The sequence below is a fragment of the Tardibacter chloracetimidivorans genome (assembly GCF_001890385.1).
Classification (GTDB): domain Bacteria; phylum Pseudomonadota; class Alphaproteobacteria; order Sphingomonadales; family Sphingomonadaceae; genus Tardibacter; species Tardibacter chloracetimidivorans.
Window position 1 is genome coordinate 1,156,590 of sequence record NZ_CP018221.1, and the last position, 26,999, is coordinate 1,183,588.

General features: G+C 64.2%; 29 protein-coding genes and 1 tRNA gene. 13 read left to right on the forward strand and 17 right to left on the reverse strand.

Annotated features, from left to right (window positions below; genetic code table 11):
• Positions 1 to 46 precede the first annotated feature (46 nt).
• The 5 genes from BSL82_RS05995 (at position 47) to BSL82_RS06015 (ending at position 3,221) form a co-directional block, all read left to right on the forward strand.
• Positions 47 to 328, forward strand: a complete 282-nt coding sequence (locus BSL82_RS05995; RefSeq protein WP_072596471.1) for an ETC complex I subunit — start codon at positions 47 to 49, stop codon at positions 326 to 328.
• A 139-nt stretch (positions 329 to 467) separates the two neighbouring features.
• A tRNA-Arg gene (locus BSL82_RS06000) sits at positions 468 to 544 on the forward strand.
• Positions 545 to 566: 22 nt separating this feature from the next.
• Positions 567 to 2,489 carry an AAA family ATPase gene (locus BSL82_RS06005; RefSeq protein WP_072596472.1) on the forward strand — a complete coding sequence of 641 codons (1,923 nt, stop codon included), beginning with the start codon at positions 567 to 569 and terminating at the stop codon, positions 2,487 to 2,489.
• A gap of 262 nt (positions 2,490 to 2,751) precedes the next feature.
• Positions 2,752 to 3,027 (forward strand): hypothetical protein, encoded by a 276-nt coding sequence (locus tag BSL82_RS06010; protein ID WP_072596473.1) that lies wholly within the window; start codon positions 2,752 to 2,754, stop codon positions 3,025 to 3,027.
• On the forward strand, positions 3,024 to 3,221 hold the full coding sequence (locus BSL82_RS06015; protein WP_072596474.1) for a hypothetical protein: 198 nt from the start codon (positions 3,024 to 3,026) through the stop codon (positions 3,219 to 3,221). The genes BSL82_RS06010 and BSL82_RS06015 overlap by 4 nt, the downstream gene beginning before the upstream one ends.
• Positions 3,222 to 3,536: 315 nt before the next feature.
• On the opposite strand, the gene BSL82_RS06020 is transcribed toward BSL82_RS06015, so the two are convergent.
• From BSL82_RS06020 to BSL82_RS06065, 10 genes are all read right to left on the reverse strand, one after another.
• Positions 3,537 to 3,752, reverse strand: a complete 216-nt coding sequence (locus BSL82_RS06020) for a hypothetical protein (RefSeq protein WP_072596475.1) — start codon at positions 3,750 to 3,752, stop codon at positions 3,537 to 3,539.
• Entirely contained in the window at positions 3,749 to 4,576 is an 828-nt protein-coding gene (locus BSL82_RS06025) for a hypothetical protein (protein WP_072596476.1), read from the reverse strand. Before BSL82_RS06025 ends, BSL82_RS06020 begins: the two co-directional genes overlap by 4 nt.
• 14 nt (positions 4,577 to 4,590) lie before the next feature.
• Positions 4,591 to 5,976 carry a phage terminase large subunit gene (locus BSL82_RS06030; RefSeq protein ID WP_072596477.1) on the reverse strand — a complete coding sequence of 462 codons (1,386 nt, stop codon included), beginning with the start codon at positions 5,974 to 5,976 and terminating at the stop codon, positions 4,591 to 4,593.
• Complete coding sequence (locus BSL82_RS06035) at positions 5,969 to 6,436, reverse strand: hypothetical protein (RefSeq protein ID WP_072596478.1); 468 nt, start codon at positions 6,434 to 6,436, stop codon at positions 5,969 to 5,971. The genes BSL82_RS06030 and BSL82_RS06035 overlap by 8 nt, the downstream gene beginning before the upstream one ends.
• A gap of 315 nt (positions 6,437 to 6,751) precedes the next feature.
• Positions 6,752 to 9,169, reverse strand: coding sequence for a bifunctional DNA primase/polymerase (locus BSL82_RS06040; RefSeq protein ID WP_072596479.1), 2,418 nt, complete (start codon positions 9,167 to 9,169; stop codon positions 6,752 to 6,754).
• The gene (locus BSL82_RS06045) at positions 9,162 to 9,488 is read right to left on the reverse strand and encodes a hypothetical protein (protein WP_072596480.1); all 327 of its coding nucleotides are present in this window, start codon (positions 9,486 to 9,488) and stop codon (positions 9,162 to 9,164) included. The genes BSL82_RS06040 and BSL82_RS06045 overlap by 8 nt, the downstream gene beginning before the upstream one ends.
• Positions 9,485 to 9,757 carry a helix-turn-helix transcriptional regulator gene (locus BSL82_RS06050; RefSeq protein ID WP_158010721.1) on the reverse strand — a complete coding sequence of 91 codons (273 nt, stop codon included), beginning with the start codon at positions 9,755 to 9,757 and terminating at the stop codon, positions 9,485 to 9,487. The genes BSL82_RS06045 and BSL82_RS06050 overlap by 4 nt, the downstream gene beginning before the upstream one ends.
• A 142-nt stretch (positions 9,758 to 9,899) precedes the next feature.
• Positions 9,900 to 11,156 carry a tyrosine-type recombinase/integrase gene (locus BSL82_RS06055; protein ID WP_072596481.1) on the reverse strand — a complete coding sequence of 419 codons (1,257 nt, stop codon included), beginning with the start codon at positions 11,154 to 11,156 and terminating at the stop codon, positions 9,900 to 9,902.
• Positions 11,157 to 11,391: 235 nt separating this feature from the next.
• Positions 11,392 to 12,006, reverse strand: coding sequence for a retropepsin-like aspartic protease family protein (locus BSL82_RS06060; protein ID WP_072596482.1), 615 nt, complete (start codon positions 12,004 to 12,006; stop codon positions 11,392 to 11,394).
• A gap of 56 nt (positions 12,007 to 12,062) precedes the next feature.
• Complete coding sequence (locus tag BSL82_RS06065) at positions 12,063 to 12,335, reverse strand: hypothetical protein (RefSeq protein WP_072596483.1); 273 nt, start codon at positions 12,333 to 12,335, stop codon at positions 12,063 to 12,065.
• Between the two features lie 224 nt (positions 12,336 to 12,559).
• Here BSL82_RS06065 and BSL82_RS06070 point away from each other — a divergent pair, with 224 nt between their 5' ends.
• Entirely contained in the window at positions 12,560 to 12,739 is a 180-nt protein-coding gene (locus BSL82_RS06070; protein WP_072596484.1) for a hypothetical protein, read from the forward strand.
• Between the two features lie 10 nt (positions 12,740 to 12,749).
• On the opposite strand, the gene BSL82_RS06075 is transcribed toward BSL82_RS06070, so the two are convergent.
• The 7 genes from BSL82_RS06075 to BSL82_RS06105 are packed head-to-tail and all read right to left on the reverse strand — an operon-like array spanning position 12,750 to position 20,437.
• Positions 12,750 to 13,784 carry a UDP-glucuronic acid decarboxylase family protein gene (locus tag BSL82_RS06075; protein ID WP_158010722.1) on the reverse strand — a complete coding sequence of 345 codons (1,035 nt, stop codon included), beginning with the start codon at positions 13,782 to 13,784 and terminating at the stop codon, positions 12,750 to 12,752.
• 43 nt (positions 13,785 to 13,827) lie between these two features.
• Positions 13,828 to 14,910, reverse strand: coding sequence for a CgeB family protein (locus BSL82_RS06080; protein WP_072596485.1), 1,083 nt, complete (start codon positions 14,908 to 14,910; stop codon positions 13,828 to 13,830).
• The gene (locus BSL82_RS06085; protein WP_072596486.1) at positions 14,907 to 15,998 is read right to left on the reverse strand and encodes a CgeB family protein; all 1,092 of its coding nucleotides are present in this window, start codon (positions 15,996 to 15,998) and stop codon (positions 14,907 to 14,909) included. The genes BSL82_RS06080 and BSL82_RS06085 overlap by 4 nt, the downstream gene beginning before the upstream one ends.
• Positions 15,995 to 17,110: a CgeB family protein gene (locus BSL82_RS06090; protein ID WP_072596487.1), complete on the reverse strand. Its 1,116-nt coding sequence runs from the start codon at positions 17,108 to 17,110 to the stop codon at positions 15,995 to 15,997. Before BSL82_RS06090 ends, BSL82_RS06085 begins: the two co-directional genes overlap by 4 nt.
• Positions 17,107 to 18,219 (reverse strand): glycosyltransferase family 4 protein, encoded by a 1,113-nt coding sequence (locus BSL82_RS06095; RefSeq protein ID WP_072596488.1) that lies wholly within the window; start codon positions 18,217 to 18,219, stop codon positions 17,107 to 17,109. The genes BSL82_RS06090 and BSL82_RS06095 overlap by 4 nt, the downstream gene beginning before the upstream one ends.
• Positions 18,216 to 19,316, reverse strand: a complete 1,101-nt coding sequence (locus tag BSL82_RS06100; protein WP_226998648.1) for an SDR family NAD(P)-dependent oxidoreductase — start codon at positions 19,314 to 19,316, stop codon at positions 18,216 to 18,218. Before BSL82_RS06100 ends, BSL82_RS06095 begins: the two co-directional genes overlap by 4 nt.
• The gene (locus BSL82_RS06105) at positions 19,313 to 20,437 is read right to left on the reverse strand and encodes an NAD-dependent epimerase/dehydratase family protein (protein ID WP_072596490.1); all 1,125 of its coding nucleotides are present in this window, start codon (positions 20,435 to 20,437) and stop codon (positions 19,313 to 19,315) included. Before BSL82_RS06105 ends, BSL82_RS06100 begins: the two co-directional genes overlap by 4 nt.
• Before the next feature lie 206 nt (positions 20,438 to 20,643).
• Here BSL82_RS06105 and BSL82_RS06110 point away from each other — a divergent pair, with 206 nt between their 5' ends.
• The 7 genes from BSL82_RS06110 (at position 20,644) to BSL82_RS06140 (ending at position 26,989) form a co-directional block, all read left to right on the forward strand.
• Complete coding sequence (locus BSL82_RS06110) at positions 20,644 to 21,228, forward strand: histidine phosphatase family protein (RefSeq protein WP_072596491.1); 585 nt, start codon at positions 20,644 to 20,646, stop codon at positions 21,226 to 21,228.
• Between the two features lie 5 nt (positions 21,229 to 21,233).
• Positions 21,234 to 22,031: a TIGR04290 family methyltransferase gene (locus BSL82_RS06115; RefSeq protein ID WP_072598624.1), complete on the forward strand. Its 798-nt coding sequence runs from the start codon at positions 21,234 to 21,236 to the stop codon at positions 22,029 to 22,031.
• The gene (locus tag BSL82_RS06120) at positions 22,028 to 22,951 is read left to right on the forward strand and encodes a glycosyl hydrolase (protein WP_072596492.1); all 924 of its coding nucleotides are present in this window, start codon (positions 22,028 to 22,030) and stop codon (positions 22,949 to 22,951) included. Before BSL82_RS06115 ends, BSL82_RS06120 begins: the two co-directional genes overlap by 4 nt.
• A 12-nt stretch (positions 22,952 to 22,963) precedes the next feature.
• On the forward strand, positions 22,964 to 24,085 hold the full coding sequence (locus BSL82_RS06125; protein WP_072596493.1) for an inositol-3-phosphate synthase: 1,122 nt from the start codon (positions 22,964 to 22,966) through the stop codon (positions 24,083 to 24,085).
• Positions 24,082 to 25,041 (forward strand): MDR/zinc-dependent alcohol dehydrogenase-like family protein, encoded by a 960-nt coding sequence (locus BSL82_RS06130; protein WP_226998649.1) that lies wholly within the window; start codon positions 24,082 to 24,084, stop codon positions 25,039 to 25,041. Before BSL82_RS06125 ends, BSL82_RS06130 begins: the two co-directional genes overlap by 4 nt.
• Positions 25,038 to 26,081 carry a Gfo/Idh/MocA family protein gene (locus tag BSL82_RS06135; RefSeq protein ID WP_072596494.1) on the forward strand — a complete coding sequence of 348 codons (1,044 nt, stop codon included), beginning with the start codon at positions 25,038 to 25,040 and terminating at the stop codon, positions 26,079 to 26,081. Before BSL82_RS06130 ends, BSL82_RS06135 begins: the two co-directional genes overlap by 4 nt.
• Before the next feature lie 233 nt (positions 26,082 to 26,314).
• A complete protein-coding gene (locus BSL82_RS06140; RefSeq protein WP_083579073.1) occupies positions 26,315 to 26,989 on the forward strand; it encodes a Crp/Fnr family transcriptional regulator in 675 nt (224 codons plus the stop codon).
• Positions 26,990 to 26,999 lie beyond the last annotated feature (10 nt).

Consider the following 26,999-nt stretch of genomic DNA (forward strand, 5'->3'; position numbering starts at 1 on the left):
CCGGGCTGTCGCACTTCCCCTCCACGTTCAACTTGCGGGACCGATCATGCCGACGGCGCGAATCTATCAGCGGGCGAAGAATGCGATGCAGTCCGGGCGCGCGCGCGCCGAGGAGTGGCTGCTGGAATATGAACCCAGCGAGCCGCGCCGGGCGGACCCGCTGACCGGCTGGGCCGGATCGGGCGACACCCGCCGCCAGATACGCCTGAGCTTCCCTTCGCTGGACGCAGCCAGAGCCTATGCCGAGAAAAAGGGCCTTGCCGCCACGGTGACGCCCGCCGCGCCGCGCGTGATGAAGATTCAGGCCTACGCCGACAATTTCCGCTAGGATGCAGTCAACGGCCCCGTAGCTCAACTGGATAGAGCACCTGCCTTCTAAGCGGAGGGTCTGGGCCGTGAAAGGGATGGGAGTAGTGTAGGTTATGCGTTGCCGGTGTTCCAGCGAACCGTGTAGCGAACCGTATTGGGGCCCCGTAGCTCAACTGGATAGAGCACCTGCCTTCTAAGCAGGATGTTGCGTGTTCGAGTCACGCCGGGGTCGCCATTCTGAGAAACAGGGGGCTTAATTGCGGATTAGGAAGATAGAGATCACCGAGTGGCGGAACTTCCGCAATGTCTCGATAACTCTTCCCCCTGACGCTGGGCTGGTATGCCTAGTGGGTGCTAACGGCACCGGCAAAACGCACGTTCTCGAACTAATTTCTGCCTGCGCCCATCATATCGGCTTGTCATCCGGCATTGAAATACCGCGCGGTAATCCGCTCGCTGATGAGGTCCGAAACTTTGCGGTCGAGATATTCTTGGCGCAAGGGGTAAGTGACGCCTTGGACGTTCCCTTCGATAGTGCTGAAACCTATGCAGCATGGGACCGTACCATAAGATTTGAGGGGCAATCGCAGACCGTTGCAGCAGGCGGGATCGCTGACGTAAACACAAGCAGGCGGTTTGCCCAGCAGGTCGTTCAAAAACTGAGGGAATCCAAAGAAGTACATCATCTAACGCTTGATGCAGACAGGGCATTTCCAAAAAGAGACTTGCCAGCTCACGAAATGGCCCAGGCATTCGAACGTAATTGGATGGATGAAAGTTGGAATAAGGGTAGGGCCTTTCAAACAACCAGAACTCTCTATGAGGAATGGATTAAGTATTGCCTTGCACGAGAGAATAAAGCTGCAAATCAATTTTACCAACATGCGCGACGTGCTGCCGAAGATGGCGCAGCTGGCCCGGTTTTTTCGGACGCATTTGGCTCGTACAGGACATCCCTTAGAGAGGTGATGCCTCATCTCCTGTTCGCAGGTGCAGATCAGGAACGAAAGGCCATTCTCTTTGACACGTCCGGCATGGAGCTACGGTTCGATCAGCTTAGCGGGGGCGAACGGGAGATTGCGTTCCTGATTGGCCAAATAGATCGGTTTGGCTTGAGAAACGGGCTGTTCTTGCTTGATGAACCAGAATTGCATCTGAATCCCGACCTTGTTCGGGCTTGGGTCACCTACTTGGCCAACACGGTAGCGACTGGCCAGGTGTGGTTGGCAACCCATTCATTGGAAGCCGTTGAGGCTGCTGGGTTAAGTTCGACTGTGCTTCTGGAGCGCGACCCGGACACCAAGCTGGTCGATCACGTAGGCAGTCTGACAGAACGGCCGGTTCTTTCTGCGCTATCCCGCGCGGTCGGAACACCTGCATTCTCGATTTCTGGTCTTCGATTTGTTTTCATCGAAGGAGAGGAGACCATCGGTGAGCGGGAGAGATACCGCCGTGTCACGGGTCTCGGCGCAGACACCCGGTTCATTGAATGCGGGTCATGTAGCGAAGTTGTGCGTCGTCTATCTGCGATACAGGGCATCGCAAAGGAGGCCGGTCAGCCAATTCGTATCGCTGGTGTGATAGATAGGGATTGGCGCACCAAAACAGAAATTGATGCGTTAATGTCTCAAGAGAGCTTGTTTGCTCTTCCTGTTCATGAGGTCGAGAATTTCTTTCTTCACGAGGCGACACTGAACGATCTGGCAGCACGACTAGGCCACACGCAATTCCGATATACTGATGTTCTGCGTCAGGCATGTGATGAGCGAGCCGGGGGCTGGATCATTCAGAGCGCACTTTCGGATGAAAGCTGTAGCGACATTTCCGAGTTGCCGAGTGAGGCGAGAAGTTTGGCCTATGGCAAGACATGGCAACAGATAGAAGCCAACATTGATGCAGCCATGAAGGAAATTGGCGATCGGGCTGGCTTCGATGAAACTCGGAAGGGAAAGTTGGTCAAACGATTGACTGTATTTGCCAATATATATGGGCGCAAACGCAATACAGATGAACTCTGGAAGGTCTGCGAAGGAAAGGAAGTGATGAAAGCAATGGCGAGAGCGCTTGGCTTCTCGGATCACCATGCTCTGGAGCGCGCAGTAACGACTTATTGGGATACCGATGGCGGGCATTTGCCAGATGAGGTCCGTCAACTCCGCGAGCAGCTCACAGCTTCGTAACAGCAAAAACCTGTAGACGTGCAAGCCCAAGAGTGCCTACCGTCAATGCGCTCGGGACAGCGCGACCATCGCCGGTGCAGTCCGGGTCCGAGCCGGTGGGCGACACGACAAGCCCTTCATTCGCGTTGCAGGCCCAGGGCGATCCCATGTGCCGCGTGGACCCTGCGAGCCGACGAACCAATTTGCACAATCGTGCGCTGGTCGTCGGCTGATAACCAACCCATGCCTGTCGCCAGCGCCTTCGCATGAGAAGGAATTGATTATGGGCGTTATCGTCAGTTTGCAGGAGCGGCGCGAATGCGCCGAAATCGAAGCGAGACGGCTCCGGGCCCGCGATGCGATCGAGGAACTGTGGGACGTCGTGAACAATGAACAATGGGATACATGCGACGTGGCAGAGGCGATTGTCTTAGTGGTGCAGGCTTGCGATCTTCACAATGGCGGCAACCTGGAGGGGCTGATCCTTGGTATCCCGAATGACTATTCGGACCTGATCGCGGGGTTGCATTACACCGATATGAGCGAGGAGGAAGTATGAGGAATTTCACCGCAACCGTGAAGGAGCGCGAGGTTGGCCAGCCCTGCTACGTGGCGCTCGAACTCAAGGGCGATATCGGCCTGCCTGCCGACCGCTGGGTTACGCTCAACCTGCCAGAGGGTACCGGCCTCGAAGAAGCGAAGGCCGTCGCGCGGATGTTGAACGATACTGTGGAGACAGTCCGCCTCACCTGATCGCTCGATCACCCTGGCTCGAACGGGCTCACATCACGGGTCCGGCAATCACCACACAGGCGGTTGCCGGGTCCGTGACTCATGAAGGGTTTGCGGCAGCGTAGGCAGGGGCGCTCTTGCTCGGCTGGCCTGACATGCTTGACGCCCGTGCCGTCCGCATCCGCTGCGATGATTCCCGGCCCTCTCACCGCTTAGTGCTCCCCTTCGCGGGCTTGTGGCCTCCCTTGCCCAGGGGACGCGGCGGGGTCGTCCCCGGCCCCTGAATTGCCTTCGTCTGGCGCGGCGGCGTGTAGCGCGGGGGTCGTGGCGAGCGCATCATGGTTGCTTCTCCTGCTGATGTTTCTCCCGCTCTGCCGCCAGAGCGGCGCGGTATTCGGCAAGGTCGCCAGGCGAGAGCCGCTGCAATACCCAGCGCGGGGGCTCGAACCGGCCGCGTACCGAGAGCATGGCGAGCCGGAAGGCATCGCTCCGCTGGTTCTTCGCCGCCTTCCGGCGAGCTTGCGCGCTGATGCTTGCGTGATAGCGGCTCACCGCCCCGCCCCTTCCAGTGCCTTGAGGCTCTTCGCGGCCTTCGCAGCCGGGGCGTTCCGCAGGGCGAGGATGTCGCCGTAGCGCTTCACCAAGGCCGAGCTCGACGCGGCGACATGGTTGATTGCCGCCTCGGTCGCGCCGAGCTGGGCATTATCCACGGGCGCGAACTTGGCGGCGGCGCGCGACCGGACAACGGCATGGGCGGGGGCATCAAGCCCAGAGAGGAATGGCTGGGCATGGAGCACGGCCGCCACGGTCGGGATATCTCCCGCCTCCACCGCCTGCACCACAAATTGCATCCGCTGTTCGGGCTTCTTCATCGCCTTCACGTGCGCCCGCACCTCGGCTGCCAGGGCGAGCCCTTCGGGCGTCTTGCGCGCCGGGTGATCGAGCGCGGTGGCAACGCGGGTGGCGAGTACGTCGCGGTAGCCGTTCAGCTCCTTCATCCGCCGGTCGATGGCTGGGCTGACACGGGCAAAGGCCTGTTCGGCGGCGGTGATGAAATCCTCCGCATCCACAACCCGCGTCGGCTTGCCGTTCTTCATCCGCACGTTGTCGCTGTAGTCCGTGCGGCCCCCACGTTCGGCGGCGTGTTGGCGACGGCGCGCCGGATCGGCCATCGCCTGCAAGTCACGCTCGGCTTCATTCATCCGGCCGAACAGGTCGTACCCACTCCGCAGCGCTTCGCGCGCGGCGGCCAGAACGGACGTGCCCAGGGTGCCTTCGGCGTCGAGCGTTTCTCCGATGCCCAACAGGCTATCGGGGTGCAGGCTGATCGGCACATCCGGCCGGATCGGGGTGCTTTCATCAAGGATACGGGGCATGGTTGGTTTCCTTCTCAGTAGTAGCCAGCGGAAAGCCGCCCGTGACTGGCCAGCATCACGGGGGAATTGACGAGGTATCGGATGGCGTCGGCGGCATGGTCGTTCGCCGTGGTGTCCACGTCCTCAAGCCGCACGTCGTCGCGGGGGAGGAGCGGCAGGGTTTCGAGCGCGTAGCGGCAGCGTTCCGAAATCCAGAGGCCGGGGGTGTCGGGGTCGCCATCGCGCGCGGCGGCCATCATCGACTTGACCTTTACCCAGCCGGAAATGCGATCCTTGCGGGGCTTGACCAGGTGGAGGCCATGCTTGCCGAGCTGTTCCAGCAACGTGTCGTTCTGGAGCCCGCGCGCGTCGTCGCCCACGCCATAGCGGCGGACGTTCCAGCGCTCGCAGGCGGCAAGCACTTCCTCCGCCACCATCTGCGGCGGCCAGCCCTTACCCACGTTCGGATCGTCGGAGCGGGCGCTATGCACCTCGTCCAAGATGATCCACGAGCCTTTCGGGAACACCCGGCCGCCGGGGCCGATGAGGCCGGGCTGGCGGGCATGGATGGCGAGCATGACGGCGGTTGGAGCGGACCAACCCCAGTCGAGCGACACGCCGCTGTACCAGCCGTGTTGAGACACTGGGCCCTGTGGGACGCGGAAATCGCTTTCGGGGATGATGCAGTGGTCGCCAAACACGTCCGCAAAGAACGCGCCCGCAAGATCGGACCAGTTGTTGTTCAGCCAAGCCTCGGCCAGCGCACGGTCGCCGCCGGATGATGCGATGATCGACCGGGCATAACGCTCGGTGTCGATGGTCGGGTTATCAAGGTAGGTCGACGGGGCGTAAACCCAGCGCGAGCCATCTTCGAGCTCGTAGGGCCGCCAGGGCAACCGGCTGGTGACGTGCATCCGGGCGATGGTGGCGTGGAGCGGGCCGCCGGGGTTGCCGAGTACGATCATACGGGTCGGGATGCCCGCCGGGCCGCGCAGGTTGGCGCGCAGCATATTGATGTGGCGCAGGGTGGTGAAGTTGGTGATCTCGTCCACCGCCAGCAGGTTCGCTTCCTGGCCCTGCCACTTGGCGACGTCCTTGGCCCCGGAGAGGTTGCCCATGGTCACGACTGCACCGTTCGGGCAGCGGATCACAAAATCGGCGCGATTGGAGCTAATGCCGCCGGGGAAGGCGTCCCGGAACAGCGCTTCCATCTCATCCCACAGGTTCGCCAGGCTCTTGTAGGTGGCGCGCAGGATCAGGACGCGGGCCTTGTCCTCGTACTGGACGCAGTGACGCAGGACGAGGAGCGCCAGCGCCGTGGTCTTGCCGGAGCCACGGCCGCCAAGCATGGCGAGGTTGATGTCCTCAGGGACGGCCAGCACCCGCTCTTGCCAGGGCGTTGCGGTGGCGAGCTTACCCATGGACCGCCTCCGCTTCGATCATCTTGGCGTAGGACCGCTCGTCCATCGCGCCGGGCAGGTTGATCTGCACCGCGACCGTCGGAGCGCTGTCAGCCTGGCCCGTTTCACGGTAGCCGTGGCGACACTTGAGGAGGAACATGGCTGCCGCGACCTGCCCCTTCCGGGCCGCCTCCAACAGGGTGTGGACCAGCTCGTGTTCGAGGCCCCCAAGCCCTTCGGCAAAGGCCGCCTCGACCTCAGGCTGGCGCTTCCGGCACTCGCGCATCACCCTGGCCGACATGCCCAGGGCAGCGGCGATGGAGGTGACAGGGTGACCGTTCCGCGCCATCGTGCGGATGACCTCCAGCCCCGGCGCGTGGACCGTGACCATGCCATCGTGGCCGCGTGTGGTCGGGAGGGCGATTTCGCCGGTAGGCGGTTCGCTAGACGGTTCGACGACATTGTTCATGATATGTTCCATACGCTTTTCCATGTGGTTACGGCTCTAGGTTTGGAGCCTCAGGAGCGGGAGACGGTGGAAATGGGTGTGTTTTCAGCTGTACGATGCCCTTAGCCGGGGCCTTTTTTAGAAGGCACGAGGGCGGGGTGGGCGGAAGCTCGGCCCAATGCCAGGGGAGGCAGCCCGCAGGGTTAGCAGGGTTGTTTGGCGGTCCCTGCCACCCCCTACTCCTACTCCCCCTCTTCTTGTTGTTGTTAACAACAACAGAAATATGGTTCGGCCGATTTGGGGCTAGGGAAGAACCCAGCAGAACCCTGCGAACCCTGCGCCCTTGGTTCAGAACGGACATGGCCTATCCCCTTGGTCATCGGCCAGTGCCGGTTCCGGCTCGCCCTCAAGCCACCATTCCTGCACCCCAACGCGATTGGCCTTCGACCTCAGCGTGACGCCCATGAACGGCACGTCCCTGTGCCGAAGCAGCAAGTGCCCGGCGCGCTTCTTGTCCCATTCGCCACGGTCGAGATGCCGACCGAGAGCGAAGCGCAGCGGCTCAAGGCCTGCCTTGCTATCGACTTGGCTGATCGTCATCCGCTGCCCGGTGCCAACATGAGAAAGCAACAGCCGGAACAGCTCGGCCTTTTCTTCTACCAGTGGGTTGTCGTCCTTCACTGCCAGCCGCGTATCAGCGGGGTCGGCATGGCCGAGCCAGACAAGAGCGCCACGCACCAGGTCCCAATCTTCAAAGCTCCCGAACGGCGGCACCTTCACCGGCCGCCCGGCAGCGATGTATGCGCGAACCACGGTCAAGGCGTCGGCAACAAGTTGCGGCCGGGCCTCCCGCACATCCTCCACGGCGTCGAAATCGAATGCCCGTTCATCGGGGTTCATCATCTTCGCATCGAGACGGCAGGCTACCGCGCGGCGGGCCATGTCACCCCGCAATCGGATGTTGTTTCCCGTCGCCAACATCAGGACGCGGGTGCTCAGCCGGACCCTTTCGCTCTGCCCCAAGATGCGCGCCTGCACCGTCTCGTTCGTCAGCATGGAACAGAGGAAGTCGCCCTCCAGCTCGTTCGAGACATTGTCGATGAGCACGACCGGGTCGCCCGTGCGCAAGATCGACACCAGCCGCTTCTCATTCTCTTCGCTATCCGTGCTGTGCGTCACGCCAGACGGTGGGACGCCGGTGCCCATAATACCGATAATCTCCGCCAGCTTGGTCTTGCCTGTCCCGGCGGCGGGCGCGTCGATCTCATGCAGCGGGCAGGTTCGCAGCTCGCCGCGAACCACGGCCGAAATCATCCCCGACAAGGCAACCGACCGGGCGGCGTCGTTCAGGAAGGGGAAGCCGCGCAGGGGATGGACAAGCCTTGCCATCGCAGCCTCAGCCTGTTCGCGGGTCGGCTGCATTGGCGCGGCGGGGAACATGCCTTCGGGGAACGCGAGGAACAGTTTGCTGTCGGGATCGTAGCCAGGCCGTTCGCACGTCAGCGTCGGCGTCATCGACAACCCCTTGATTGCCGGGAAGCTACTTTCGTCTGCAATTGCGTGCAGCATTCCCAGAAGGCCCACGGGCGGCGAAACGCGGTGCAGCTTCTTGCCCCGGCGTTCAACGAACGTGCCGACGCGGCTCGCTTCAACGGTCAGCCAGCCAGGCGTGGCCGTGCGGAGCTCGACTAAGCCAGCATGGCGGATCACCCCGTCTTCTTCGCTGGCTTCCTCAAGCTGGCTAACGCGGACCAGGTCGGCGTGGCGGCGGAAGACCCGGCCGCTTTTCTCATTCAGCAGCTCCTCAATTTCGCCAAGCATCCCGTGCAGGTCAGGGCGGCCAAGGACAACGGCGTCTCCCGGCGGCTGTTCGTAACCGCCGCCGTCCGCGTCGGCGTCATCGTGCCGAAGCCACGCGCGAAGGCGTTTCTCACAGACTTGCATTCCGATGTGTTCGAGGAAGCCAGGCAGGCCCGTAACCGGCTCGCCCGCGTCACGCTTTGCAGCGGCCGCTCGCGCCTTGCCGCGTCGCTCATCGGACATGTCGCCGTTCAGTTGCGCGACGGCCACCACGATATCGTCGGCCGTGTCGGGCTCGACGCCAAGATGGACCAGTGAGCCCGCCAGGTGGAAACAGAACCAATCCCGGCCGCCCTCTGGCGGATAGCAGGCGGCGGCGAACGAGACGAAGGCGAGCAGACCGGCGCGAAACCGCAGCTCGTCCCACTCCATTTCCGGCACATCGGCAGAGCCGCCCGGCGGCGGATTATGCACCAGCGCGTCACCATCAATCACCGATGGGGGAAAGACGGTAAAGCCCCGGCCCGCACGGACCTCAAGGACCATCGCCTTCGCCAGGTTCAGCGGCTCGATCGCGTCCAGCTCGCCCTGCTTGGTGAAGCCGAATTTCTCAACCTTGTCCGGTGCATCGCGGCAGACCACCAGCCGATGGCCCGGCGCGTTTGCTGCGAGGCTCGACCGCCGGAACGATGGCAGGTGGCCAAAGAAACACTCCATGCCAGCGAGCGAGCGCGCCTGGGGAATGTCGAGGTCGATATCCACAAGGTGGCCCGACTTCGCGCCGAGCTGCACACCGATATTCTTGCCGCCCTCGAAGTCGCGAGCGGCGGGTGTGGCATTCTGCCAGCCTTTCTCGCTCAACGGTTGCTTGCTGTCGGGCTTCAACTGCACCAGCCGGAAGCCCGCGCCGATATACGCCATTGCCGCATCGACCATGCGGGTTTCGTGCGGATTGCCGTCAGCCATGCGCCAGCATCCTTTCCGCTTCGCGGCGCACTGGCTCCGGCAGGCTTGGTGGCAGGCAACGGTAGAGGGCGGCGTAGGGAGCATAGCAGCGCGCTTGCGCGCGGCCTGCCCAGTCGAGCTCGTCCTCAAATTCGCGGTCCATGTCGAACACGATTTCCGCGAACTCCACGGCCCGTTCGGCCGCATAATGGAGAGCGAAAGGCAATTCGCTGATTGCGGGCCTGCGGTCCTCTGGCGATGATGGTGCCCGATGGTTGGCTTCGGTCAGGCCCGCTCCGGTCCCCACCGGGGCGGGCTTTTCATATGGGACGCTCCTCATGCGTCACCGCCCGCATCCATCCATGCCCGCACATCGGCGGCGCGATAGCGGACGCTGGTTCCGACCTTCATGTATTTCGGCCCCGTGCGCTTCGCGCGCATCGTTTCCAGTCCCTTTGGCGTGAAGCCGGTTAGCTGGGCCACTTGAAAGGAGGTGAGGTATTCGGGGGCAACGGGAAGCTCCCCTTGGCGCAAGCGCTCAACAAGGCGAACGGCGATCTGGTCGCCAATTCGCTGGGCAAGCTCCATAAGAGCCGGATCAACAGACATAGGCCATCTCCGACCGCGTCCGGCGGTCTTTTCGGAGATGGCAGTGGCCTGGGCCTTGGCTGGCTGCCCATCTGTGGCGCGGTCAGGACGTTATGGCACCTGATGATGACCGACCGCCGCCTAGATGATGTTTACATGCCGATCAGAGAGATTCGTCGCAACACTTTTCGGCATGCTGCGTGCGCTGCGGTGTACAGAGCGCCAACAAGTGCTCGGTCATCTTGTCCTGTGTGTCGAGCAAGCCGTCAAACAGCGCCTTTTCATGGACATATACGCCGTCGATGCCGGGCACGGCATGGTCGAGCATCAGGCGAGCGTTGATCCGGTCAATGCCGACGCGCTGCGCGACGGTGCGGTAGGTGTGGCGAAGGATGTGGCCGGTTTCGCTTGGCAGCGTCTTTTCCTTCCAGACCTGCGTAGCGATCACGTCCCGGCTGCTGTTCGCGCGGGTCGGGAACAGCCAGGGAGTGCCTGCATAGAGAAGGTCGCCCGCCGCAATTACCCGCTTCACAAGCTCGACCATGTATGGCGACAATGGCAGTGCGAAGGACCGGCCGGACTTCATGCGCGGGATCACAATGGCGCGCTCGTTCAGGTTCACCCATTCGCGGCGCAGCGATACCAGTGTCCCCGGACGAAGGCCGCTCAGCAGGCCCAGCACATGCATATCGCGCCGGATCGGGTTGGGGATTGCCTGCACCCGTTCCCACCAGTGAGGCAGGTCGTCGGGCATGATGACGCGGTTGCTGGCCCGCTCCTTATTGAAGGTGACGGCCTTGACCGGGTTGTCGCCAATGGCGTCGGGATCGTCCGCCGCCTTGATCGCGAGATTGAAGGCTGCGCGGAACTCCTTGAACACCATGTTCGCAGCGCGCTTGCCGCTTTCCCGCGTCAGCTCCTTGTGCCGCTCACGCGCCATGCTCCGCTTGATTTCGCTGATCGGAATATCAAGCCAGGCCTTGAGATGCCGGTCACGCCGGGACAACACATCCTCAATGGTCCGTTCGCGGCAATCACGAGCGCGCATATCGGCGGCATATTCATCGTACATGCGCCGCACTGTCCATGCATCCGGGTTGGCGGTCTTGTCGTCGGGGCGGGCGTTGGGGTCTTCGCCCCGCTTCACCTGGGCAATCAGCTCTTGGGCCCGCGTCCGTGCATCATCCAGAGTGATGTCGTCGGTGGTGCCCAGGGTGCGGCGGACGGTCTTGACGAAGCGGCGGCGGCCGCGCTCCCCGGTATAGAGGTCACGCTGGACCTTATAGCTTTTGCTCTTCTGGTTTATCTGGACGAGCAATCCGGTAACGGCCGTGTCGCGCACGGTGTAGGGACGGTCCAAATAGCCCAAGGTGCGGATGTAGCCCTCGGTAAGGCGGCGCGGTTGTGGGTTTACTGACATTCTCGGCTCCTACGTTGCGAACCGTCTGCGCCACGCCAGCGAACCGTTTTCGAACCGGGTGCTGGGAGTGGCACAAAGGGTGAACGAGGGGACTCATCTCCAAGAATGCGAGTGCAGACAATCGTTTAGAGTGCTACAGCGGGCTCAGCGGTGCCCTTGGGAAGGGACTTCTAAGCAGGATGTTGCGTGTTCGAGTCACGCCGGGGTCGCCAATTCGCCTCACCACACTCCATCATCAGGCCGTGCCGCCCGGCGGGACGAGGATCAGCGTCCGCCCTTCCACCCGCCATGACGCAAGCTGCGACAGGAAGTTCATGCCAAGGACATCGATGTCCCCGAGCGCGGGGGAAATCGCCACCTTGAGATCGCGCGTTGTTATGCCGCCAAGCGCCAGCTGATCTATCGTGCCCGCTTCGGCCGGGACGATGCCGTTGGCGGTTCGCATCACGATTGGGACGATGTTCTCGCCACGGTCCACCGAGGCGCGCTGCGCCGTCTGCTCCGAAAGGACGGTGATGGTCGCGCCGCTGTCTATCAGCATCCGCCGCTCAAGCCCGTTGATGGTGGCCTGCGCCCAGAAATGCCCGTCGGGCGACATGCGGATGCGGACTTCGTCGCCCGCAATCTGCTGACCGTCCAGGCCAAGCCGCGCCGTGAGCCGCGCGAGGCTCGGCTCGAAGGGCGCTTGCTGGAACAGGAGGAACAGGCAGAAGGCCAGCAGCGCGAATGAAAACAGCGCGCGCAGCACGCGCCCGACATAGGGGATGTTGAAGAGGAGGAGGAGCAGCGCGGCCCCGCCAATCGCATAGAGCGCGAGTTGCTGCCATTCAGGCGTGGTCGTGATCGGCATGTCAGACGTTCAACCACAGGCGGCGGCATTCGATCCCGCCGCCGGCCCCGCAGCGGTCAGTCCTCCTTGGCGGGGGCGTTGCGGTTTTCCTGCCCCTTCACATCGGTTTCGCCAAGCTGGCCGGTGCCGTGATAGGCGATCTCGCTCTGTCCGCCATGATCCATGAAGCGCGGACCCTTGCGCTTCTTCCTGCTGTGCGGATTGGGATAGGGGCCGCCGCCGCTCTCACCCGGAGTGCGTGTGCCCCCGGCTTCGCGCTGGCTCACGCCATCGGGCGCGCCCTTTCTCCTGCCGCCGCCGTCCGCCTGCATCGGTTGCTTGCGCGCCATGATCACCTCCTGCCGCCGAGCGTCGCTCCTTCATGCGCGCGCGACCTCCCTGCCTAACGGAATGCAGGTGCGACTGTTCCGCCCATCCGCCCAAAAGGGGGCGATCGCTAACCTGAGTAAACGCGCCTGTCAGCCCACCGCCGCCGCATTGGTCTGTGCCGTCCCGGTGTATCGAACGAAGCCGTCGCGCAGGCGTTGTCCGCATATCCCCAAGGAGAAGCATCGTGAACGATCAGCAGCAGCCGCAAGAGCCCACCAATCCGGGAGACGTGGCACCCCCCGGCACGCCGGGCACGGGCGAGAATATCTGCCCGAGGTGCAGCGGGTCGGGCGTTTATGAAGGCGAGCAATGCCCGCTTTGCAACGGGACGGGGAAGGTGATCGAGGGGATCGGCGGCGCTTGAGGCGACGCTTCTAGCCCAGCGCGACGGTGGCGATCGGCCGGTCTGCTTCATGCAGCGCGCGCGAGCGGCGATCCACGCCCAGTTCCTTTGCAAACCACCGGCAGGTGGCGGCCAGCCCCTCCTTCAGCGGCACCTGCGGCGCCCAGTCGAGCAGCGCCTTGGCGCGGCCGATGTCTGGCCGACGCCGCCGGGGATCGTCGACAGGAAGCGGCTTGTGGATGACGGGCGCGTTGCTGCCGGTGAGCGCGATCACCTGCTCCAGCAATTCCGAGATGGTGTATTCGTCCGGATTGCCGAGGTTGACCGGCGAATGCGGCATGTCGTCGCGCTCCATCAGCCGTATCAGCCCTTCGACCATGTCGGATATGTAGCAGAAGCTGCGCGTCTGCGAGCCGTCGCCATAGATGGTGATGTCGCTTCCAGACAGCGCCTGACAGACAAGGTTCGACACGACGCGGCCGTCGTCGGGGTGCATCTGCGGGCCATAGGTGTTGAACAGGCGGGCGACCCGCACCTCGGCTCGGCCCATGCGCGCGAAATCGAACGCCATAGCCTCTGCCGCCCGCTTGCCCTCGTCATAGCAGGCGCGCGGGCCGGTGCAGTTCACCCAGCCGCGATAATCCTCGTGCTGCGGATGGGCTTCCGGATCGCCATAGACTTCGCTGGTGGACGACAGCAGAAATCGCGCGCCGGTCTCTTCCGCCAGCCGCAGCAGGCGGTCTGCGCCCATCACGTTGGTGAGCATCGTATGCTCTGGGTCCGCCTGATATTGCGGCGGCGAGGCCGCGCAGGCGAGATTGTAGATGCGCGTGATCCTGCCTGCATATTCGTAGACCGAGAGTGGCAGCGGATCGACGATGTCGGCCCGGATGAAGGAAAAGCCCGGCTGGCCCTTCAACTGCTTCAGGTTGACGGGACGGCAGGTCTGGAGATTGTCGATGCAGAGCACCTGCTGCCCCTTGTCGAGCAGGGCCTGGCACAGGTGCGATCCGATGAAACCGGCGCCGCCGGCAACCACTGTTACGCTGTCATGTCCGTTCTTCATCCGACCATTCTCCATATGGCCCTTTGCTTCCCTGCCGGCGTCGTCATCCGGCTTCGGCCAGGGATGCATTCGCCCTCACCGGCGTTGCTTCGCGGATATGCGCTTCCAGCTCGGCGGCCCTGGCGGATGCGGTGTGCAGCGCAAGCACGCGGCTGCGGGCCTTGCGCCCCATCGCCTCGCCATCGCCGTCGATGATCGCCGCGACGACATCTTCGGTGTCGGCGGCAAGGATGATCTCCTCCCCCGGCGCCAGAAGCTCATCAAGGCCGGGCCAGATGTCGGAAATGATCGGCGTGCCGCATGCCGCAGCCTCGAACAGCCGGACGGACGGGGACCAGCCGGCACGGATCATGTCGGCGCGCGTGACGTTGAGCGCATATCCGGACGCCGAATAGAACTCAGCGTGCAGCGCGGGGGGAAGGTGGTCGATCCGCTCCACATTGGCGGGCCATGCAATGCCTGCCGGATATTGCGCACCGGCTACGGCGAAACGGCGGTCCGGCATCCGTGCCGCGACATCGATGAGCAGGCGCTCAAGCGTTGGCTGGCGGTCGACGCTGTAGGTGCCGAGATAGGTCAGATCCCACCGCTTCTCGACCGGCCGGGGCCGGTAGGCGTCCGGATCGACCGAGCAATAGAGAGCGCGCGCGGCCGGAGCGCCATGGCGCCGCTCGATCAGCTCCAGCGTCGGCCCGCCGGTGAAGGACAGATAAAGGTCATAGCCGGCGATGAGCTGCGGCGACAGATAATCGCAGTCGCCGTCCGCGATGCGGGCGAGCGTGACCGGCGTGTCGATGTCGTAGAAGGCCGTCACGCCCCCTGCCCATTGCTGGGCGAGCCGGCCGACGGCGATCCCGTCCGGCACATAGGAGCCGACGATCACCGCGTCCGCCGATGCGATCTCGCTGTGCCAGCGGGAAAGCTCGTCGACGCTGCCGTAGAACGCCAGATCGCAATAATCCGGATGCCAAAGATCGCGGTGGCTGGCGTACCAGGGCACGTCGCGTTCAAGGAACAGCACCTCATGGCCGCGCGCGGCAAAGGCAGTCAGCAAGGCGCGATAGGTGGTGGCGTGCCCGTTCCCCCATGAGGAGGACAGGCTGAGGCCGAGGACGACGAGCTTCATTCCGCCGCCTCCATCACGCGCGCACGATATTGGGTGAGCAGCCCGTCGACCTGCGCGCCGCGCAGCGCATAGCTGTGCTCCGCCCGCACGCGCCGCAAGGCCGCATCCCCGATCTGCCGCGCTCTTTCCGGCGTGAGGGTGGAAAGATGCTCGATCACATCCATGCCGTCGCGAGCGACGAGCACCTCCTCGCCCGGCGTCAGGAACATCTCTATCCCTTCCCATGCATCGGTGATGAGGCAGGCCCCTGCGCCCGCCGCCTCGAACACGCGGGTCGCGGGCGAAAAGCCCATCTGCGCCATGCTGTCGCGCGCCACGTTCAAGAGAGCCAGCGGGGTTGAATTGAAGGCGTTGTGATCAGCCGTATAGACATGGCCCAAATGCCGGACGTTTTCCGGCATTTCCTTGCTTTCCCAACCGCTGCCGCCGATCAGGAACTGCCTGTCGAGCAGCGCGGCGGCGGGCTTCAGGAAGAACTGCTCGACCCTGCTCTCGCGGTCCGGCAGCCGGTTTCCGAGAAAGGCGAAATCCGCGGAAAAGCGCGCATCGGGCGGCACCGGGAAATGGGTGGTCGCGTCAAGCGCGTTGTAGACCGGCACACAGGCGCGCGCGCCCATCTCCCGATAGGCGTTCACCACCGGATCGCCGCCGCCATAGGTGAGGACCAGGTCCAGTTCCGGCAGCGCGCGGCGCACCGCATGGGCGGGATCGGCCTTCATTTCATCCAGCGTCGCGGCTGCGTCCACGTCCCAGAAGATGCGGATGGCGCGCGGGGCCGCCGGCTCGATCATGCCATCCAGCAGCTCATCGTCGAAGACGCCGACGCCGCTTGCCTTGACGACGACATCCGCGTCGCCTGCCTCTGCAAGAACCTGTCGCACCGCCTGCGCGGTGGCGGGATAGACGACGACCTTCGCCCAGTCGGGCGGATCCATGTCCCGATGTTGCTGCCGGTCGAACGCGTCGGGCTCGTAAAAGCTGATCTGATGTCCGCGCGCGGCCAGATCGCGCAATATGCCGCGATAATAGGTGGCCGCGCCGTTCCAGTAGGATGAGAGCAGGCTGGAACCGTAGAACGCTATTTTCATGCGGATTTCCTCGCGAATTCGGCGGAAGGAGCGAGCGATTGAACGATGCCGAGGAGTTCGTCGGCGCGGTGGGCGCAGCTGTGACGTGCGCGGATCGTCTCCAGCCCGCTCGCGATCAGCGCGGCACGCACCGCCGGTTCCTCCTTCAGCATCCGGAGATGACCGGCCATTTCGGCCCCGTCGCGGGCGACGAGAAAGTCCGTGCCAGGCCTGAACAGATTTTCGGAATCCTCCCAGGGGGCGGACACCAGCGGAATGCCGCAGGCGAGCGCCTCGAACACCCTGATCGTCGGAATGCCGGGCAGGATCGTCGCGTAATAGCGGCGCGGCACATGTACCGTCGCCAGATGCCGCGCAAAGATTTCCGGCACGCGCGCATTGGCCGCCCAGCCATGATAGCGCGCATGATACCGGGCAAGCGTCCTCCGCGCCGCTTCGGGATAGCGCACCCCATAGACGTCGAGCGGCAACTGGGCCGCCCTCGTGGGGGCGAACAGAAAGTCCGTCAGTTCCTGCGTGCGCTCGCCGTCGCCCCAGTTGCCGATCCAGACCAGGCCATCGCGGTGGCCCGCCCCGGCCGGTGGGCGGAACAGCAGCGTGTCGGCAGCCTCGTGCCAGGTCCAGATGCGATCACCCCAGCCCCAGCGGCGGTAGACCTCGGCCAGCGCTTCGCCGAAAGCGAGCACGCCGTCATAGCCCGAAAGATTAAAGGCGCGGATTGCCTTTGGGTCGCTCACCGCCCGATGGTGCGTATCGTGGAACAGCAGGTTGAACCGGCCGCCCCGCTTCCTGAGCTGACCGATCGCGGTGACAAGGCCGGGCTCGTTCCATTCATGCACGACGACCAGATCGGCGTCGCCGATCAGCGCGGCGCAATCGTCCTCCGGCGTATAGGCCCGCGCCTGAAGCTCCGGATAGGCTGTGCGGAACGGCTCCAGTCCTTCAACGCCGTGGTCCGCCAGCAGATTGGCGAGGCTCCAGCCGTGCCAGGGCTCAAGCGCAACCACATCATGGCCGCGCAACGCCAGTTCGCGCAGTACGCCGCGCAGGAAATGCGCGTTGCCGTGGTTCCAGCATGAAGCGAGCGAATGGGTGAAATAGACGATCTTCATGCTGCCGCCGTCCTGCGCAAGGGAGCGGCGGATCGGGCGAGGCCGTCATGGATGGCGGCCATGTCGCGCGCCATCCGCGCCGGGCTGTAGCGCCGCGCGTGCAGCATCGCGCGCTTGCCGCTTTCAAGACGCAACGAGACGTCGCCGACAAGCTCCCCGATCGCAGAGGTGAAGCCGGCGACGTCATCGGGCGCGACAAAGGTCGCGACCCCGTCCCACAGTTCGCGGAATGTCGGGATATCGGACAGCACCAGCGCGCATCCGGCATTGGCCGCCTCCAGCACGGCCAGGCCGAACGGCTCGTACCGGGCGGCGGACACGAAGACGGGACGAGCGGCAAGGCAGGAAAGAAGCACCTCCTCCTCCACCTGCCCCATCAGGTGCAGGTTCGAGAGCTTCACCGCTTCGCCATGCGGGCCGCGCACGCTTCCCGCCGCCTTGAAGGGAATGGCGAGGCCTGCCGCCACCGCATCGAGAACCCGGGCGTTCTTGGCCTTGTCCCACAGCCGTCCGGCCGTGAAGGCGAAGTCATGCATTCCGGCCGGGGCGCAGCTTGTCGAGCGGCCGTTGTAGACCACCAGCGGGCGTCTGGAGAGGCGATAGCAGCCGCTCAACGCATCGGCGAAACTGACCGAAGGCGCGACGACGCGGTCGGCCGTTGCAATGCCTTCAGCCGTCATCTTTGCACGCCACTCAAGATCAAGCGGCAATGGCCCGTCATTGACGGCGCGCCACCATGTCCCCACGCAGCTGTGCGCCACCGCGACCACGGGCGCTTCAAACCGGCCCGACACGGCAAGCGCCGGGGCATGAAGCTGGACCACATCGGGCGCGATGCCGGTGCTCAACTCTGCGATCGCGCTTGCGCTCGCGACGACTTCCGCAGGGGTTTTGGCGGTCCAGTCCAGCGGCAGGCCGGTTTCGATGATCCGCACGTCGCCGACGTCGGTCACGGCGCGGCGCTGTTCGGCCGTGGGCGAAGGCCCGAGCACCGCAATCGTCGTGCGATAGCCGAGCGGCTTCAACGCAGCCACGAGATCGGCCGTATATTGCCACACGCCGCCGACCGCGTCGGTCGTGATGAAGAGATGCCGCGCGGCGCGCGTCATGCCACCCCTCCCACTATTGCAAGCCGGGGAGATGCCGGGCCGCCTGATGTGCGCTCATCGGCGAGCCAGAGGGCAAGCCGGGCCACGCCCTCCCGCCAGAAGACCTTCCCACCAAGACCGAGCGCGCGATCGATGCGTCGCGTATCGGCGACGAAATAGCGCTGGTCGCCCTCGCGCCAGGGAGCGAAGCCAAGCTTCACCTCCCGCCCCAGAAGATCGGAGATGTGCGCGATCAGCTGGCGCAGGCTGACGGCGTTGGCCGGGCCGCCACCAAGATTGAAGGCGTGGCCGCTTGCCGCGCCGATGTTGCGCCAGAGCGCCAGATAGGCGTCCACCGCATCGGCGACATTCAACACGTCCCGCACCTGATGGCCGTCGCCATAGAGGGTGATCTCGCGCCCCTCCATCGCGCGGATCAGGAAGTGGGCGACCCAGCCCTGATCCTCGGTCCCCATCTGGCGCTCGCCATAGATGCAGCTCATCCGCAGCACTGCCGCCGGGATGCCGAAGCTGCGCGCGTAATCCAGCACATATTGATCGGCAGCCCCCTTGGAGCAGCCATAGGGCGTATGGAAATCGAGCGGCCGGTCCTCGCCGATGCCGCGACCCGCGATCACGCGATCGACGGGCGCATATCCGCCTGTGCCAAGCTCCAGCGCGACATCGGCGAGATCGCCATAGACCTTGTTGGTGGAGGCGAAGATCACCGGCGGCGGATCGCTGCGGCGACGCACAGCCTCCAGCAGATTGAGCGTGCCGATGGCGTTGACCTCGAAATCGCCGCGCGGATCGTCAAGGCTGGTCGTGACGGCCACCTGCGCGGCCATGTGAAAGACCGCCGATGCCTGTTTCACCGCATCCGACAGGAGCGCCGCGTCGCGAATGTCGCCAAGAACGGGCATGATCCGTTTGCCGTGCCGCCATTGCAGCCATTCCAGATTGCGCTCCACCCCCGGCCGGGCGAGCGAGTCATAGACGATGACGTCGCGCCCGGAGTCTGCCAGCCGGGCGGCGATGTTCGAGCCGATGAAGCCTGCGCCGCCGGTCACGAGCACGGGGCGGCCATCGTCCATCGGAGCGGGAGGGCGGGCGGTCACGCGACCAGCCCCCGGGCCTCAAGCTCCGCCCTTGCCTCGGCCACACGGTCGGACGCGGTCTGCTGTGCGACCCATTCGGAAAGCTCCTGCAGGCCTCGCCCGAAATCCTCGCGCGCGCTGAAGCCCAGTTCGCGCTCCGCCTTCGTGGTGTCGCAAAAGCAGTGCCGGATATCGCCCACCCGCGCCTTGCCGACGATTTCGGGTCTCAGATCCTCCCGGCCCATGGCGCGCGCCAGTTCGACCGCGACCTCGGCCACCGAGCGGTCGCGACCCGAGCCAATATTGAAGGTTTCGCCTGCCGCCTCCGGAAGCTCCAGCGCATCGGCAAAGGCGCGGGCGACATCGCGAACATGGACAAAGTCGCGCCGCTGCTCGCCGTCCTCGAAGATCATCGGCGGCTGCCCGTTGAGCAGCCGGGCGGCGAATATGGCGAGGACGCCGGTATAGGGATTGGACAGCGCCTGCCCCGGCCCATAGACGTTGAACAGCCGCAGGCACACGCCCTCCATTCCATAGGGCTCGGCCATGATGTGCGTCGTGCGCTCCTGGACATATTTATTGAGCGCATAGACGGAGGCGAGGCTGGGCCGCTTCCATTCCGGCGTGGCGAGCGGGGCGAGCGGCCTGCCCTTCCCGTCCACCGGCTCCCAGTTGCGCTGGCCGTCGCGCAGCATGGGGCGCGCAGCGTCTTCCACCGGATTGCCTTCCGCGTCGCGATAAAGGCCCTCGCCATAGATGCTCATGGACGACGCGGTCACGATCCGCCGCACCGGCCGCTCGATGAGCCGCTGGAACAATATCGCCGTGCCAAGGTCGTTGACCGAAGTGTATCGCTCCACTTCGTACATCGACTGGCCGACGCCCACCTCGGCCGCGAGGTGAACGACACAGTCGATGCCGCAGAGCGCGCGATCCACCGCGCCGGAGTTGCGGATGTCGGCCCGGATCAGTTCGACATCGGGATGCAGGTCGGCGGGCCGATCCGTGTCGCCGTCCGTGTCCCCGTGTACCTGCTCGATCAGGCTGTCGAGGACGCGGACGGAATAGCCGCGCCGCAGAAGCTCTTTGCAGACGGAGCGCCCGATGAAGCCCGCGCCGCCAGTGACCAGAACATTTTCCATAAAGTATCGCTAAATCACCTGTTTAATCTTCTACAGAACAGCTCCTTCTTCATCTTGTTCCGAAACAAATAACCAGAATTGATCCATGTTAACGACGATTGACTTGAATATCCCATCACATCGAAAGTTTAATCGTTTCGGGAACCAGCATTACCTTCGAGACGTAAACCAGCATCTACTTTGATGCATTTGGTTTCGGCGAGTTAATGAAGATCTTTCTTGTTCGGCATGGCGCACATTCAGAGCTTGGCAAGGTGCTGAGCGGCCGCAGCCAGATTTCGTTGGATGCCGAAGGCGAAAGGCAGATTTCGCGGCTGGCCGAGCAACTCGCGGACAAGGGCATCGCCCGGATTGAGACCAGTCCCCGCCCGCGCACCCGGCGGACGGCGGACATCATCGCCCGGCGGCTGGGCGTGGAAGTGGAGGTGGCGGATGCGTTGGACGAGATCGATTTCGGCGAGTGGACCGGCAAGAGCTATTCCGCCCTCGACGCAGACCCACGCTGGCATCGCTGGAACGACATGCGCGCAGCGGCGGCCACGCCCGGCGGTGAAGACATGAACGCGGTGGCCGAACGCATCGGGCGCCATCTGGAAGAACTGGCGAGGACCGACGGCGCGCCGGTGCTGTGCGTGAGCCACGGCGACGTCATCAAGGCCGGCATCGCCCGTTATCTGGGGCTGAGCCTCGATCATCTGCTGCGCTTCGACGTCGATCCGGCGTCCGTCAGCGTGATCGAAGCCGGCCCCTGGGGCGGACGCCTGACGCTGCTGAACGGAGGCGCACCGTGAGCGTGATGACGAAGCGCCAGAGCCATGTGCGCCAGCGGGTGGCCGAGCTTGGCCCCTGGTTTCACAACATCTGCATCGACGGCGTGTGGACCGCGCCCGACCATTTCCTGGGCAATTATCCGGATGTGAAGTTCGGCCGCTTTGCCGATGCCCTCCCCGCCGATCTTACCGGCAAGACGGTGCTGGACATCGGCTGCAACGCCGGATTCTATTCAGTGGAGATGAAGCAGCGCGGCGCAGCCGAAGTGCTGGGCATCGACTGGGACGACCATTATCTGGATCAGGCGCGCTTCGTCGCCGATGAACTGGGCCTCGACATCGGCTTTGAAAAGCTGTCCGTCTATGACGTGGCCCGACTGGGCCGCCGGTTCGACCTCGTCATCTTCATGGGCGTGCTTTACCACCTGCGGCACCCGCTGCTTGCGCTGGACCTGATCCGCGAACATGTGGCGGGCGACCTGCTGCTGTTCCAGACGATGCAGCGCGGCAGCGAGGAGGTGGTCGACGTTCCGGCCGACCACCCGTTCCACATGCCGGGGACCACGCGGCCGCCCGACTATTTCAACGATCCGGGCTATCCGCGCCTGCACTTCATCGAGCGCAAATATGCAGGCGACTGGACGAACTGGTGGGCGCCCAACCGCGCCTGTTCCGAAGCCATGCTGCGCGCGGCCGGTTTTTCCATCGAAAGCCGGCCGGAAGAGGAAGTCTACATCTGCCGCGTCGCCGGAATGCCCTGTGCCGGATGGGGCATGGAAAGCGGCGCCGTCTACCCGGCTCGCCCTCAGGAGGACCATGAATGATTGAAGCAGCGATGATCTGGAACGAGCCCAACAACAAATCGCATTGGGACCCCGAGCTTGACCCCGAATGGGCGATCTACGCCGACACGGTAATCCGGGCGGGCGCTGCGATCGAGACGGCGAATCCGGCCATCACCAAGGTATTGGGCGGCATGTCGCCGATCGACCCCCATTGGGTCAATCTGATGCGCGGACAGGGCGCGCTGGACGCCGTCGATGTGGTTGCGGTCCACGGCTTTCCGCTGGACTGGAACCTGTGGCCGATCCACGCCTGGCCCGAAAAGATCGCCGAGATCGAACAGGTCGTGCCGGACAAGCCGGTCTGGGTGACCGAAGTGGGCGTGAGTTCCTTTGGGGCGGAGGAAGTGCAGGTCTTCGGGCTGGAGCGCACGGCCGAACTGCTGATCGGCCGCGCGCCGCGCGTCTTCTGGTATTCGCTTTATGACCTGCCGCAAAGCTGGGGAGCTACCACCCGCCACAGGGAGGCGGAAGGATCGAGCTATTACCGGCATTTCTACATGGGCCTGCTGCGCGAGGACGGAAGCCCGAAACCCGCGCTTGCCCGTTACGACCGCCACGCCGCCGACATGGGCCTGATGCAGTGGTTCCATTTCGAGGACCCGAGGCTGGACGACGCAGTCGCGTGCATGAAGCAGCTGGGCGTCCGCCATCTGCGCACCGGGCTGAGCTGGGCGGACAGCTTCCGCCCCGGCGCGCTCGACTGGTTCGACCGGCAGATGGAGGCGCTCACGGACTTCGACGTGACCCTCACCTTCTGCTTCACGCCCGAGCATCTGGGGATTGTCCCCCACCACACCAGCCCCGCGCGCGAACCGCAGGCCTTTGCCGATTTCTGCGGCTGGATGATCGAACGCTATGCCCCCGCGGTTATCGAGGAACGGGTCGCGATCCGCGCCTGAAGGAGACGGCCGATGCTCGCGCCTGCCGCAAACCCGATCAACCTGGCCATCGTCGGAACCGGCAATTGCGCCAGTTCGCTCGTGCAGGGCCTTGCCCATTATGGCGAAGGCCTGAACGACCCGATCGGCCTGACCCGATATGAGATGGACCGCTATCGCCCGCACGATATTCGCGTGGTGGCGGCCTGGGACATCGACCGGCGGAAGGTGGGACAGGACGTCGCGAGCGCGATCTTCGCACGGCCCAACTGCACCACCCGCTTCTGCGAAGCGGTGGCGGATACGGGAACCTTGGTGGAAATGGGCCGGCTGCTGGACGGCGTCGCCGATCATATGAGCGACTATCCGGCCGACCGCACCTTTGTCCCCGCCGAACTGCCGGAGCCTTCCGAGGACGAAGTGACGGAGCGGCTGCGCGACGAGCGCGTCGACGTGATGATCAACTATCTGCCGGTCGGAAGCCAGCAAGCGACGGAGTTCTACGCCACATGCGCGCTGAAGGCCGGGGTTGCGTTCGTGAACGCAATGCCCGTGTTCATCGCCAGCGATCCGGCATGGGCGCGGCGCTTCGCCGAGGCGGGCGTTCCGGTCATCGGCGACGACATCAAGGCGCAGCTTGGCGCGACGATCGTCCACCGCGCATTGACCGACCTGTTCCGCCGGCGGGGCGTGACGCTGGACCGCACCTATCAGCTCAATACAGGCGGCAACACCGACTTCCTCAACATGCTGAACCGCACAAGGCTGACGTCGAAGAAGATATCGAAGACCGAGGCGGTGCAATCGGTCGCCGCGCGCCGGATGGAGGATGAGAACATCCACATCGGCCCGTCCGATTACGTCGCCTGGCAGAACGACAACAAGGTCTGCTTCCTGCGCATGGAAGGCCGCATGTTCGGCGGCGTGCCGCTGAACCTGGAGCTGCGCCTGTCGGTGGAAGACAGCCCCAATTCGGCCGGAGTGGCGATCGACATGATCCGCTGCGCCAAGATCGCGCTGGATCGCGGGCTGGCCGGCCCCATCGAACCGGCGGCGGCGCTGTTCTGCAAGCATCCGCCCCGCCAGATGACCGATGACGCCGCCCATGATGCGCTGGAGGCTTTTTTGAACGAAGGCGCGAAGGTGAGCGCATGATGATGAGGGTCGCAGTGCTGACGGCACCCGGCGAAGTACGCGTGGAGGAAGCGCCCCTGCCCGCTCCCGGCGCCGGACAGGTGCGGGTGAGGCTGGAGGGATGCGGGGTCTGCGCGTCCAACCTCACGCCGTGGGCGGGGCCGGAATGGATGCAGTTCCCGACCGAGGGAGGTGCGCTGGGCCATGAAGGCTGGGGCATCGTCGATGCGGTGGGGCCGGACGTCGCAGAGGTGAAGCCGGGCGACCGGGTCGCCGCGCTGTCGTACAACAGCTATGCCGAATATGATCTGGCGGCGGCGAATGCCGTCGTGCGCCTCCCGCCGGAGCTAGACGCAACGCCATTCCCGGGCGAGCCGCTGGGCTGCGCCATGAACATCTTCCGCCGCAGCGGCATTGCGACGGGGCAGACCGTCGCGATCATCGGCATCGGCTTTCTGGGCGCGCTGCTGACGCGGCTCGCAAGCCAGGCGGGCGCGCGGGTGATCGCCATCTCGCGCCGCCGGTCCAGCCTGGACCTGGCGCGGACGTTCGGCGCGGCGGAAACCATCGCGATGGAGGACCACAACGATATCATCGAAAAGGTCCGTGAGCTGACGCAAGGCCGCTTCTGCGAGCGGGTGATCGAGGCGGTGGGCAAGCAATGGCCTCTCGACCTTGCCGCCGAACTCACCGCCGAGCGCGGCCGCCTTGTCGTGGCGGGCTATCATCAGGATGGTCCCCGCCAGATCAACATGTGGCTGTGGAACTGGCGGGGCATCGACGTCATCAACGCGCATGAACGCGACCCGTCCGCCTATGTCGCGGGGATCGCCGATGCGGTGGAGGCGGTCGTGTCGGGGCGGATCGACCCCTCGCTGCTCTACACCCATTATTACCCGCTGGAGCGGCTGGGCGAGGCGCTGGACGCGACGCGCGACCGTCCGGAAGGTTTCGTCAAGGCATTGGTGACGCCATGACCGAGGCAGCCCTTGCCACAGCGCCGGCCATGGCCGCGCGGCCGCGTCCCCGGATCGGCTTTCTCGGCACCGGGTGGATCGGGCGGCACCGGATGGAGGCGCTTTGCGGAAGCGGGCTGGTGGATGCCGTGGCATGCGCGGATTCGTCGCACGAATGCCTTGCCGAAGCGCAGCGTCTCGCCCCCGGCGCGGCTGCCGCAACTTCGCTGGACGAACTGCTCGGCCTTGATCTCGACGGCGTCGTCATCGCAACGCCAAGCGCGCTTCATGCCGAACAGGCGATCAGGGTGCTGGAACATGGGCTTGCAGTCTTCTGCCAGAAGCCGCTTGGCCGCAACGGCGCCGAGACGCAGAAGGTGATCGCCGCCGCCCGCGCCGCCGACCGGCTTTTGGGGGTAGACCTCTGCTATCGCCATACCGAAGCGATGCGGCAGATCCGAAACCTGCTGTCCACAGGCGCGCTTGGGCGCGTCCATGCGCTCGATCTGGTCTTCCACAATGCCTATGGACCGGACAAGCCCTGGTTCTACGACCCGCGCCTTTCGGGCGGTGGTTGCGTGATGGACCTTGGTATCCATCTGGTGGACCTGGCGCTCTGGGCGCTGGATTTTCCCGAGATCGTGCAAGTCTCCTCCGCGCTCTATGCGGGCGGGGAGCCATTGGCGAACCGGACGGCGATGGTTGAGGACTATGCCGTCGCCACTCTTCACCTCGGCAATGGCGCGGTCGTGCGCCTCGCCTGCTCGTGGCGGCTGCATGCAGGGTGCGACGCCGTCATCTCCGCAAGCTTCTTCGGCACGGACGGCGGCGCGACGCTGCGCAACGTCAATGGTTCCTTCTATGATTTCGTCGCCGAACATCATCAGGGGACGTCGAACCTGACGCTCGCATCCCCGCCGGACGAATGGGGCGGCCGCGCGGCGATCGCATGGGCGCAGCAGTTGACGGTCAGCCCCCGCTACCGGCGGGAGGCGGATCGACTGACCGACGTGGCCCGTGCGCTGGACCTGATCTATGCAGCTTGCCCGTCCGCCGGGTGACCGCCTACTTATATCAGGCCAGTCTGTTACAAAATGGATCAAGAACCGGCGTCTCGCGTTGTGCATGGCGAGGGCGGACGGTCGCTGGGCCGCCTCCCGCCCATCGAAAACTTCGACATAGGGGAGTGATCGCCCATGGGCGAGGCGCTGCGAACATTCAGACCGTGGAAAACGCGCGTCAGACGGACGGACGACCATATCGTAATTCGGCGATAGATTGCGGCGGCTTTAGCATGGTCCATTCAGATATTCGGGATGTTATAGCCGATGATCTGTCGGACAGCGTTTCATATACGAAACTATACTTGCGTCCGCACCAGTTTCTAGCGCGCGAGAACGAAAGCCAGCCCGCGATCTATCGGATACTGGAAGGCTGGGCGCACCGCTTCCGGCTCCTCCCAGATGGCAGAAGACAGGTGACCCGGCTTTTCCTGCCCGGCGACTATTGTGAAATGGAATGGGCGCAGAACGGCCGATCGAGGGAGCCGATCGTGGCGCTGACCAACCTGCGCGCCTTGCGTATCGAATGCGACGATCTTCTGTATGCCTTGTCGAAAGATCATGAACTGGAAATGAAAATATGGTCGAAGATCGTTTCGAGTTCTTACCAACTCTCAGAATGGATAACAAATCTGGGGAGAAAGACTGCACTCGAACGCCTGAGTTATCTGTTCTGTGAAATATTCGAGCGCCTTCGCACCATAAACCTGACTTATGACGACCAGTTCGTGATGCCGCTGACCCAGACCGATCTGGCAGACATCACCGGGCTGACGTCGGTTCATGTCAACCGCACGCTCAAGCAGATGCGCGAAAAGGGGCTGATCGAGCTGCAATCCAAATGGCTGCGCATCGTCGACATGCCCGAACTGCGGAAGGTCGCGTTGTTCCAGCCCGAGGGCCGCTAGCCGGCAACGA